At 68.0% G+C, this 9,989-nt stretch carries 12 protein-coding genes; 4 read left to right on the plus strand and 8 right to left on the minus strand.

The annotated features are described in order from the left end of the window. Positions 1–658: 658 nt before the first annotated feature. Entirely contained in the window at positions 659–1,504 is an 846-nt protein-coding gene (locus I7X39_RS22785; protein ID WP_198113665.1) for an OmpA family protein, read from the minus strand. A gap of 222 nt (positions 1,505–1,726) precedes the next feature. Here I7X39_RS22785 and I7X39_RS22790 point away from each other — a divergent pair, with 222 nt between their 5' ends. Beyond that, a complete protein-coding gene (locus tag I7X39_RS22790) occupies positions 1,727–3,004 on the plus strand; it encodes a hypothetical protein (RefSeq protein WP_198113666.1) in 1,278 nt (425 codons plus the stop codon). Here I7X39_RS22790 and I7X39_RS22795 read toward each other — a convergent pair. From I7X39_RS22795 to I7X39_RS22820, 6 genes are all read right to left on the minus strand, one after another. Further along, positions 2,982–3,755, minus strand: a complete 774-nt coding sequence (locus tag I7X39_RS22795; protein WP_198113667.1) for a transporter substrate-binding domain-containing protein — start codon at positions 3,753–3,755, stop codon at positions 2,982–2,984. The genes I7X39_RS22790 and I7X39_RS22795 overlap by 23 nt on opposite strands. Before the next feature lie 100 nt (positions 3,756–3,855). Continuing rightward, the gene (locus I7X39_RS22800; protein WP_198113668.1) at positions 3,856–4,359 is read right to left on the minus strand and encodes an O-acetyl-ADP-ribose deacetylase; all 504 of its coding nucleotides are present in this window, start codon (positions 4,357–4,359) and stop codon (positions 3,856–3,858) included. A gap of 149 nt (positions 4,360–4,508) precedes the next feature. Beyond that, positions 4,509–4,916, minus strand: a complete 408-nt coding sequence (locus tag I7X39_RS22805) for a hypothetical protein (protein ID WP_198113669.1) — start codon at positions 4,914–4,916, stop codon at positions 4,509–4,511. Positions 4,917–5,075: 159 nt separating this feature from the next. Continuing rightward, the gene (locus I7X39_RS22810) at positions 5,076–5,516 is read right to left on the minus strand and encodes a hypothetical protein (RefSeq protein WP_198113670.1); all 441 of its coding nucleotides are present in this window, start codon (positions 5,514–5,516) and stop codon (positions 5,076–5,078) included. Positions 5,517–5,590: 74 nt separating this feature from the next. After that, positions 5,591–6,172, minus strand: a complete 582-nt coding sequence (locus tag I7X39_RS22815; protein WP_198113671.1) for a hypothetical protein — start codon at positions 6,170–6,172, stop codon at positions 5,591–5,593. Between the two features lie 73 nt (positions 6,173–6,245). Beyond that, positions 6,246–6,659: a hypothetical protein gene (locus tag I7X39_RS22820; protein WP_198113672.1), complete on the minus strand. Its 414-nt coding sequence runs from the start codon at positions 6,657–6,659 to the stop codon at positions 6,246–6,248. Between the two features lie 617 nt (positions 6,660–7,276). On the opposite strand from I7X39_RS22820, the gene I7X39_RS22825 reads away from it, so the two are divergent. From I7X39_RS22825 to I7X39_RS22835, 3 genes are all read left to right on the plus strand, one after another. Further along, a complete protein-coding gene (locus I7X39_RS22825) occupies positions 7,277–8,215 on the plus strand; it encodes a hypothetical protein (RefSeq protein WP_198113673.1) in 939 nt (312 codons plus the stop codon). Positions 8,216–8,295: 80 nt separating this feature from the next. Continuing rightward, on the plus strand, positions 8,296–8,889 hold the full coding sequence (locus I7X39_RS22830; protein ID WP_198113674.1) for a c-type cytochrome: 594 nt from the start codon (positions 8,296–8,298) through the stop codon (positions 8,887–8,889). Between the two features lie 22 nt (positions 8,890–8,911). Next, entirely contained in the window at positions 8,912–9,607 is a 696-nt protein-coding gene (locus I7X39_RS22835; RefSeq protein WP_198113675.1) for a GNAT family N-acetyltransferase, read from the plus strand. An 82-nt stretch (positions 9,608–9,689) separates the two neighbouring features. On the opposite strand, the gene I7X39_RS22840 is transcribed toward I7X39_RS22835, so the two are convergent. Continuing rightward, positions 9,690–9,989, minus strand: a 300-nt coding sequence (locus tag I7X39_RS22840; protein ID WP_198113676.1) for a response regulator transcription factor, incomplete at its 5' end; no start/stop codon positions are given.

A 9,989-nucleotide genomic window follows, 5' to 3' on the forward strand; every position in this document is an offset into this window, starting at 1 on the left:
ACTCCTGACGCTGGGACACGATGCTCTTCTCCGTCCAAACCATGGGCTTCTTCCAGAGGCTCAAACACCTCGAAAGCGTTACCCATGTCCCGGAACACCCGTTACCTATGTCCCGGTTCCGAACACTGCGCCAAAGAAACGCGGGGCAAAGAAAGGCGCTGAATGCACGCAGCCGGCCTCGGGCCGGCCGCGACTGCACGGCTGGTTCACATGGCTCCCACAGCCCTCCTCTGCCTGCGAAAACCTGCCCGCTAAGCTGGCCGGAGTACCGGCCGACTAGACCACCGCAAACCATCGCGGGCTCTCTGCGATGAATGGACCCCCAACGAGCGTCGAGTAGGCAATTGCGCTGGTTGGGGGTCTTTTCTTCGGAGCGCCGAGGGTGATGGTCTGCGGTGCCCGGGACGACCGGTACCCCGGGCGCCTTCGTCGTCCTGACCGTCGCAGTCAGATGAGGGCTCGTGTCAGTCTGAGCCCAAGCACCGCCATCACAGTTCGCCCCTAGGGCGACTGTGTGGGTTGGCGCCTTTCTTTGCCCCGCGTTTCTTTGGCGCAGCAAAGAAATGCGGGTCGGGGTGTGGGGTTGAAGACCCCACGGGCTCTCACGAAAGCGAGCCAACCCCTTACACAGCCAGCCCCATCAGCCTGCAGCTCCGCACTACAGCCGCACCAACTCCACGCGCCGGTTCTTGGCGCGGCCGGCCTCGGTGCGGTTGTCGGCCACCGGCACCTGGCTGCCCTGGCCCACGGCGCGCAGGCGCGCGGCGGCCACGCCGCGCTGCACCAGGTAGGCCACCACGGTCTGCGCGCGCTGCTGCGAAAGCGTCAGGTTGGCCTTGGCGTCGCCCACGTTGTCGGTGTGCCCCTCGATCGACAGGCGCAGCTTGGGGTCGCCCTTCAGCAGCGCCAGCACCTCGGCCAGCAGGGGTTCGGCACCGGGCTGCAGGGTGGCGCGGCCGGTGTCGAACTGCAGGCCGTACAGCGCCACATTGCCCTGCGTCTTGAGCGCCTGCGCCATCTCGCTGGCGTTGAATTCGAGCTTCTGCTGCATGGCCGCCACCTCGACGATGGTCAGCTGGTAGCGCGAACCGCCATGGTCCACATTCATGTGCACCCAGCGCTCACCGCCGCCCGGGCCGCTCATGCGGTACACGGCGCCGTAGTCATTGCGGTAGACCAGCGCACCACCCAGGCGGCGGAAGGCGTTCTCGTAGTTGCGGATCAGCTCGATGGTGCTGGGCTGGCGCGCGCCGTCGCGCAGGCAGTAGTCCACGAACCAGAAGCGCCCGGCCTTGGTTTCGCTGCGCTCGGCGCTGAGCGCGAACTCGAACTCCTGGTAGTCGAACTGCTGGCTGTTGTCCAGGAAGAAGCCCGGGAAGCGCTTGATCTCCGGGTGCTCGCTGGTGTCGTCACCATCGCCCGGCTCGCGGGCCAGGCACAGGGGGGCGGTGGCGGCCAGCAGGGTCAAGGCCGCGAGGTTTCTGAGGAAGGTTTGGCGAATCATGGTGAAGCCATGGGGAGTGACGCAGGCCCGCCGCGCGGGTGGAAGCGGCGCATTCTGGAAAGCGCGGGCCCGCGCGTGAATGGCCCGTATGGCCCATGCGGCCGGGCCCCGGCGCCAGAACAATTCGCTCCACCCTGTTTGCGCATCCCCTGACCCATGCGCTTGCTCTCGCTGCCCTGACTTGCTACACCCGCAGCCTCAGCCCAGCCAACGGAAACCACCATGCCCACCCTGCGTCCCCTTTCCGCCGCCCTGCTGCTGCTGGCCCCCGCGCTGGCCGCCGCCCAAACCAGCAAACCCGCCCAGGTGGTGAAGCCGCCGGTGGCCCAGGCCTGGCTGGACCTGGCCACCCACCACAGCGACATGCCCGGCATCGCCCAGATGATGGGCGGCGGCATGCCCAGCCTCGGCAGCCTGTTCGGCAAGAAGGGCGACCAGAGCCGCGGCAATGTGTTCGGCCAGACCCAGAGCATGGGCTTCTCGGCCGCCGGCCAGTACCTGGACGTGAGCGTGCACACGCGCGCCAACCCGGGCTTGAGCGAGGCCCTGCAGGCGGTGCCACCGGCCTCGCAGCTCAGCCCCACGCTGCAGCTCATCGCCCCGCAGCCCGTGGCCGAGAAGCCGCCCGAGCCGGTGCGCGACGACGAGCCCAGCGAGCCCAAGTACGAAAAGCCCAAGGGCAAGCTGCTGCTGTACTGGGGCTGCGGCGAGAAGGTGCGCGCCGGCCAGCCGCGCGTGCTCGACTTCGCCAACATGAACCTGGAGGACGTGCAGCGCATCATGGTGGCGCGCGGCAACACGCCCAAGGGCGCGCGCAGCCAACCCGGCGTGCCCGCCTGGCCGAACAAGCAGGACGACCGCAAGGTGCCCGCCGGCGCCAGCCTGAATGGCGAGCATGGCTTCAGCGGCCAGGGCATCCCGGAAGGCTTCAAGTTCGAGCTGCGCCCCGAGGTGGACTTCATGGCTCCGCTCAAGCCCCAGCGCAGCCCGGGCGCTGAGGGCGCCACCCAGGTGCGTTGGGAGCAGCTGCCGCATGCGCGCGCCTACTTCCTGAGCGCCATGGGCGCCAAGCCCGGCGCGGCCCGCGACGAGGCCGAGATGGTGCTGTGGAGCAGCTCCGAGCTGCCCGACACCGGCTTCGCCCTGCACGACTACCAGACCCCCGGCGGCATCACCCAGCTGCTGAAGGACAAGGTGCTGCTGCAGCCCAGCGTCACCGAATGCGCCATCCCCGGCGGCATCTTTGGCCAGGGCGCCGAAGGGGGCGCGGGCATGCTGCGCATGAGCGCCTACGGGCCCGAGCAGGCGGTGGCCTACCCGCCCCGCCCCACGGACCCCAAGCAGGCCTGGGAGCCGCAATGGGCCGCGCGCGTGCGCACCAAGTCCACCTACATGGGCATGCTGGGCGTGCAGATGCCCACGCAGGGCGAGCAGCAACCGGCCCCCGAGGTCAAGAAACCCAAGGTCACCGACGTGCTCAAGGGCCTGCTGGGGCGCTGAGCTCGAGCTGGGAGAGCCCGGCGTCCAGGGCCCGCAGCCACTGCGGGTCCAGGTCGCGCTGGCACATCACGTGGCGGGTGGGCGGCGCCACCATGCCGGGCAGCACGAACCACTCCAGCGCCTGGCCCTCGGGGCCCAGCTCCTTCAGCATCTGCACCGCCTGGTGCTCGTCGCTGAACATGAACTCGGCATGGCCGCGCAGCAGCATGTGCAGCTGGCGCGGCGGCGGCGCAGCCACGCGCAGCACCACCGGCCCGCGCTGCTGGATCCATTCGTCCAGCGGCCCGTAGGAGGCACCGTCCGTCAGCAGCAGGCGCTGGCTGCGGTCCGTCACCAAGGCCTGCGCGCTCGGGTACTGCTTGAGCCGTTCGGCCAGCGCCCGCGTGGCGATGAACACCGAGGGCGACTCCCGAAAGATCGGGTTCGAGAACCAGGCCTGCGCGGCGCGCTCGGGCGTCATGAACACGCCCACCAGGCAGATCGGTTCGCGCCGGTTCAGGATGTCGTGCAGCGAACGCTTCAGCGGCGCCAGGCGCAGCGGCGGCATCTCCAAACTCGCCGGCCAGGCCTGGCGCAGCCGCTCCAACAGGGTGCCCGCCGGCTGGCCCTTGGCATCGGCAAAGCTCATCGGCGGGATGTCGAAGTAATGCAGCTCGCGTGGCGGCATCTGCGGCCCGGCCGGCTGCGCCTGGCCCGGGCCGGCCAGGCCGGCGAGCAAGAGCGGCAGGAGCAGGGCGAGGCGGCGGTTCACGGCGGGGCGGGCGGCAACGGCGGAAGTGGAGGCAAGTGTGCGCCCGGCGCCGCCCCGCGCGCCTGCGGGCCTTCCGCAAGGCCCCCCGAAGGCGGTGCCTTCAACCGGTGCGCTGCGGCAGGGCGCTCAGCAGGGCCCGGTACAGCGCCAGGTCCTCGGCACCGAAGCAGCAGAACTGCACCTCCAGGCCCTTGGCATGCCCGCGCACCGTGCCCACCGCGATGGCCGCCGCCCGCGCCGGCGGAAAGCGGTAGATGCCGGTGCTGATGCAGGGGAAGGCCACCGAGCGCGCGCCCAGTTCGCGCGCCACGCGCAGGCTTTCGCGGTAGCAGCTGGCCAGCAACTCGTCCTCCCCCGCCAGCCCGCCCTGCCACACCGGCCCCACCGTGTGGATGACCCAGCGCGCCGGCAGCCGAAAGCCCGGCGTGGCCTTGGCCTGCCCGGTGTGGCAGCCGCCGAGCTGGCGGCAGGCCTCCAGCAGCTCCGGCCCCGCCGCCCGGTGGATCGCCCCGTCCACCCCGCCGCCGCCCAGCAAGCGGCTGTTGGCGGCGTTGACGATGGCGTCAACGGCCAGGGTGGTGATGTCGGCTTGGAGGGCGAGCATGGGTGGGGCGTTTCTACCTCGGGGCGAGGGGCTCGCCCATCCCGCTGTTGGGGCCGCTGGATTCCCGACGAGCAGGCCTTCGGCTGGCCCATGGGGAATTCGCCACCCCCACGGCTCCCTCACGAGCGCCGATCCGCGGCGGGACCCCGTCAGGCCGCTTGGGCCGCCCGCCAGGCCTTGAGTGCAAGCACAGCACCCGCCGGATGCAAGGCGGCACTGGCCGTCTCGGGCAGCAAAACCACCAGCGCGAGTGTCGGCTCGCCCAGGAAATAGAAGGCCAGCGCAAACATCAGCAGATGCCCGAGCAGAGACAACTGCCAGATCCACAGGCGCTGACGCGCCGAAAACCGGCCAATGGCACCCAGGTAACGGAACTGCCCCGCATAAATGCCCAGGCAAGCCACCAGCAGCGGCGGCCAGGCGGACTTCATGGCGAGGGTGAGCGCCAGCGCCATGAATGCGAAGAACATCACCAGCGAGCTGCTGAGAAAGCCCAGCGCCCAACGCGCCAGGCGCTCCTCGGGGGTGGATGCATTCCGTTGACGCGCAAACTGCATTTGGTTTCTCTGGCGGGTGGATTCAATGAGTCAGCCAGGGGAGCTGGTCTGGGTCGGTCAAGGACGCCAGGTGACCGGCGCCGCAAAACGACGTTCAGTCAACTCCTGAGTTAAGCCGCGTGCCAGAGGCACTTCGGCTTGAATGATTAGTTAGCCGTCTCAGTGGCCCAACTCGATCGACACGTGAGCGACTGATCGTGGTGAGAATGCAGTTTCGTACTCGGAGAATATTTTGGCGAAGGAGTCACTGCCGCGATTCTTCGTATTTGTGACGTATACCAGCAAGTCTGGCTTGCGGCCAATGGAGTGAAGGGTTTTGAGGACGGCAATCCCCTCAACAATTACTGGGCGAGGTACTGCGAGGCGCTGGGCGATAAGTCGCTCAATTTGGTCGGTGTGGTAAGCCAAGCCCGCGCCCTGGAGCAAGAAAAGATCTGTCTCGACGAGGGCGACGTTGAAGTACCAAGCCAGGAAACGACCAAGCGTCGTTTTTCCAGAACCGTCCCGGCCATCTATTGCGATGAGCTTGCCGGGTAGATTGACGAGATGCGGCGCAAGTTGTTCTGCCGCTGTATCGAACGACGCCGGTCGAATTGGCAAAGATGGCTAACGTTTGAATTCAGCGGACCAGCCAGCGCAGCTGGCGCAGGTCCGCTGCAATGAAGGGTTGGGCATCACGCTTCTTCATTGCTCAGTTGCTTTTGCCAATATTGATCAGCTTCACTACAGGCCGCAAACATTGAGAGCATGGTGGCCTTCCACCATGCTGCCGCTTCTTGAATAACAGCTAGGTCTTGATTGCTTAATGCCAATGAGGCGGCAGACTTAGGATGGGTTACTCGATTTCTTACCTTTGCAGCCTTGCGCATAGCCTGCCACCCTGAACTCTTGATATCAGGCTCAAAGGCCGCACCGTGATTGCGGACGTACATGCGAATAGAAAACAGAAGACTTTCGGGAAAGCGCAGGAAACTCTCCTTGGTCTGTGGCTCACCCTTCTCGTTGATCGTGTAGCGCTCTTCACGTAGCAATGCGAGTTCGCTTTCAGTCAAAAACTCGGTTGCTTGAAGGGAGGCTAAGGTTACTGCGCGAAGTTGATATGAAAGCCCTTCCATGAGAGCGAAGTTCGCACGAATGAGGGCGCGCTGCGCATAGGGAGTGTTGCTCTGTTTGCCATACGCCACTGCGGCGTCTTGATCCGCACTGAGAGCAGCCCAGAGATCCTTTAGTTCGGCGACGGCTTCAGCGCGATTCATGATGCCCAACGTTTGAATTCAGCGGACCAGCCAGCGCAGCTGGCGCAGGTCCGCTGCAATGAAGGGTTGGGCGTCATGTGCAGGTGCGCCGAAGAGTCACCAGTACGCAATAAAAACAGCCCGCGCTCGCTGCGCCGAGCAATCCGCCGATACCTGTAGTGGCGAATGCGGGAAAAAGTGAGAGCTCTTTGGACTGCTGTGCGGCTTGAATTGCAAAGAGCAGCAATATTGGGAGTGCTCCGACTGCAAAGCCAGCTGAAACAACCGATGTTTTGTTGAAGCGTCCCGCTCTTTGCAGTGCCACGCAGATTGGCAACCCAAGGAAAATAACATGTGCCGCCGACACTACTGCCGCACAAACAAAGTAAAAAATCGCGTTCCTAATTGTCAGATATGGGTCCGTGAGCGCCAATACCAATATGAAAATAGTTGCTGGCGCAAAAGACGCTCCGACAGCAGAGATTGCAGTGGCAATGACTCTCTTCATGACGCCCAACGTTGGAGTTCAGCCGACCGAGCCAGCGCAGCTGGCGCGGGTCGGCTGCAACGACTGGTTGTGCAGAGCCCGTGTAGCCGAAGGCACGGACAGGCGAAGGGCGCAAGCGCCTGACGACGGCGCAAGCCGCTGAGCGCCAACAAGGGCGGCAGGCGTTTCCTGGAAGCAGGCCATTGTTTGCAAACCACTCCCCCCGAATCTTCTGTTCTACACGCCAGCCGTTGAACTGCTTGGCCGGGCTGCCTCACTCGCGCGCGAACCGGCCGTCCGAAACGCTCGTCCGAGTTTCGCGCGACGCGCCGTTTCCAACTGCGGCACGCAGACCAAAAACTGCTCCATTAGCCGCTGCACAACGTGTTCTAGGGCGACAGCCGCCGCCGGATAAGACCGCATGGTGCTGCATAAGAAGGTCTCCTATCGATCCTGCAAGTGGTTGATCCGAATGATGTTTCATCGGTATCAGCTCAGCGTCAACTGCCACTAAAAGCCCGCGAAAAGCGGACGCAGCCTACCGGCTCGCGAAGACCCACGCGAGCGCCCAGTTGGAGGAGCCCGGCATCTCCCGACTTGGCTCCACCCATGGCTCCTCGGCACCTCGCCCATGGCCCATGCAGGCGATGCCCGCCTGGCGCCCGCTGCGCACCATGGCCGGCATGCGCCACCTGCTCCTCATCCTGCTGCTCATCGGCCATTCGCTGCTGGCCTTGCCCGCCCAGGCCGAACCCCCAGCCCTGCTCAGCCAGACCGGCCTTTGGGCCCCCGGCACCCAGCAACCCGCCCCGGGGGTGCGGCCCTTCACGCCGCAGCATGTGCTGTGGTCCGACGGCGCCGACAAGCAGCGCTGGATCCGCCTGCCGCCCGGCACCCGGGTGGACGCCCGCCAGCCCGACGCCTGGCAGTTCCCGGTTGGCACCCGGCTGTGGAAGGAGTTCCGCCACGGCGGGGTGGCGGTGGAGACGCGCTTCATGGAGCGCACGGCGCGCGGCTGGGCCTATGCCAGCTACCGCTGGCGGCCCGATGGGCGGGACGCCGAGCGCGTGCGCCCCGCGGGCGAGACGGTGGCGCTGGCCGTCGCACCGGGCGGGCGTTATGACTTCCCCTCCACCGGCGACTGCCTGGCCTGCCATGCCGATGCGCGCAGCCCGGTATTGGGCTTCAGCGCACTGCAACTGGGGCCGCAGCTGCCGGCCTTCATGCAGGCCGGCCTGATCGCCCACGCGCCGGCGCGCTGGCGCACGGCACCACCGTCCGTGCCGGGCGCCACGGCGGTGGAGCGTGCCGCGCGCGGCTATCTGCACGCCAACTGCGCGCATTGCCACCACAGCACCGGCGTACCGCGCCCGCTCCGCCTGGCCCTGGATGTGGAGCGCCCCGCACCCCCAGCGCCCCACCTGGACGAGGTGCTGCGCCGCATGGGCACGCGCAACCCCTATGTGCAGATGCCGCCGCTGGGCACCCGGCACATCGACCCGGCAGGCCTGGCCCTGCTGCGCGCCTGGGCAAATGAAAGAGCCATGGCCCGCGATGGCTCCTCGCCGCCGCGCTGATGGCTCGCTCGGGCGATGTGCCACCCCAGCCTTCGCCCGAGCATGAAGCCATGTTGTTCCTGCCGTTCTGGAGTTCCCGCATGACCCGCTTTGCACCCCTCACTTCCCTGCTTTCCGCCCTGCTGCTCAGCCTGACTGGCCCCACCCTGGCTCAGGGCAACCCGCCCACCGCCAAGGCCCCCAAGGTCAGCACCGCCCAGGTGCTGCGCGGCGCCTACCTGATGAAGACCTCGGCCTGCATGGACTGCCACACGCCGCTGAAGATGGGCCCCAACGGCCCGGAGCCGGACATGAGCCGGCTCTACTCCGGCCACCCGCAGGGCACCCAGCTCAGCCCGGCGCCGGCGCTCACCGGTTCGTGGATGACGGTGGCCAGCGACACCATGACGGCCTGGGTCGGCCCCTGGGGCACCAGCTTCACCGCCAACCTGACGCCCGACCCCGAGACCGGCCTGGGCCGCTGGACGGAGAAGGACTTCATCCAGACCATCCGCACCGGCCGCCACCTGGGCCGCGGCCGCCCGGTGCTGCCGCCCATGCCCATCCCCGTCTACAGCCAGATGACGGACGCCGACCTGAAGGCCATCTATGCCTACCTGCGCACCATCCCGCCCATCCGCAACCAGGTGCCCGACCCGTTGCCGCCTGCAGCCCCTGTGGCCAGCCAGCCCTGAACCGATGCACGGGAGCCGCCGCATGAACACCGACCTGCTTGCCAACATCACCTGGGCCGCCCTGGCTGGCCCGCATGCCGCGCATGCGCTGGGCACCGGCCAGGCGCGCCGCTATCGGCCGGGCTTTGCCGCGCTGATGGGCTTTGCCGACCCGCACCGGCCCGAGCTGGGCGCGCTGCGCAGCCACGCCAGCGCGGGCGAGCGCCTGTTCTGCGACGGCTGGGCCGGCGCGCTGCCGGCCGAGGGCTGGCGGCTGGAGTCGGAAACCGCGTTGGCGCGCATGGTGTGGCAGGGGCCCCTGCCCGTGGTCGACCCGGCCCATGCCGGCCTGGCCTTCGAGCGCCTGGGCCCCGCGCAGGCGGCCGAGGTGCAGGCCCTGGTGCAGGCCGCCGCGCCCGGCCCCTTCGGCCCGGAGGGCCTGCAGCTGGGCGACAGCCTGGGCCTGCGGGACGCCCAGGGCCGGCTGGTGGCGATGGCCTGCGAGCGCCTGTTTGCCGGGCCCTACCGCGAGATCGCCAGCGTGGCCACGCACCCCGACGCCCGCGGCCGCGGCCTGGCCTCGGCGCTGGTGCACGAGCTGGTGCAGCGCCAGCGCGCGCGCGGTGAGCTGCCCTTCCTGCATGTGCGCTGCAACCACGCCAGCGCCATCCGCCTCTACGAGCGCCTGGGCTTTCGCACCGCGCTGGTGACGCCCGCGCGCGTGCTGGTAGCGCAGTGAGCAACGGCCGCCGCGTGCAGCGCGCGCCGCGCGTCGGCATGGGCGCGGCCGCCGGGGACGGTGTGCAGGGTGCGGGGGCGGTTCAGAGCCCGGCGTGAAAGCGCGCCGCCGCCTGGCCGCGCGAATCCACCCCCAGCTTGCCCAGGATGTTGGCGACATGGCGCTTGACGGTGTGCGGGCTCAGCTCCAGCCGGCGCGCGATGAGCTTGTTGCTCTCGCCCGCGGCCAGCAGGGCCAGCACCTCGTGCTCGCGCGCACTCAAGGGTTCGTTCGGGCCGGCGCCCGCCGGTGCCGGCGCCAGCGCCGGCGCCGGCAGGGGGGCCGCCGGGCCGGCCGGCGCGGCTTGGCCGCACAGGGCCTGCAGCTGCGACTGTTCTTCGGG

Source organism: Inhella proteolytica (assembly GCF_016093275.1).
GTDB classification, from domain to species: domain Bacteria; phylum Pseudomonadota; class Gammaproteobacteria; order Burkholderiales; family Burkholderiaceae_C; genus Inhella; species Inhella proteolytica.

What these genes read in the sequence shown, in the direction of transcription:
- I7X39_RS22785 (WP_198113665.1), bottom strand. Translation starts at nt 1,504, where the DNA reads ATGATTCGCCAAACCTTCCTCAGAAACCTCGCGGCCTTGACCCTGCTG.
- I7X39_RS22790 (WP_198113666.1), top strand. Translation starts at nt 1,727, where the DNA reads ATGCCCACCCTGCGTCCCCTTTCCGCCGCCCTGCTGCTGCTGGCCCCC.
- I7X39_RS22800 (WP_198113668.1), bottom strand. Translation starts at nt 4,359, where the DNA reads ATGCTCGCCCTCCAAGCCGACATCACCACCCTGGCCGTTGACGCCATC.
- I7X39_RS22805 (WP_198113669.1), bottom strand. Translation starts at nt 4,916, where the DNA reads ATGCAGTTTGCGCGTCAACGGAATGCATCCACCCCCGAGGAGCGCCTG.
- I7X39_RS22815 (WP_198113671.1), bottom strand. Translation starts at nt 6,172, where the DNA reads ATGAATCGCGCTGAAGCCGTCGCCGAACTAAAGGATCTCTGGGCTGCT.
- I7X39_RS22820 (WP_198113672.1), bottom strand. Translation starts at nt 6,659, where the DNA reads ATGAAGAGAGTCATTGCCACTGCAATCTCTGCTGTCGGAGCGTCTTTT.
- I7X39_RS22825 (WP_198113673.1), top strand. Translation starts at nt 7,277, where the DNA reads ATGCAGGCGATGCCCGCCTGGCGCCCGCTGCGCACCATGGCCGGCATG.
- I7X39_RS22830 (WP_198113674.1), top strand. Translation starts at nt 8,296, where the DNA reads ATGACCCGCTTTGCACCCCTCACTTCCCTGCTTTCCGCCCTGCTGCTC.
- I7X39_RS22835 (WP_198113675.1), top strand. Translation starts at nt 8,912, where the DNA reads ATGAACACCGACCTGCTTGCCAACATCACCTGGGCCGCCCTGGCTGGC.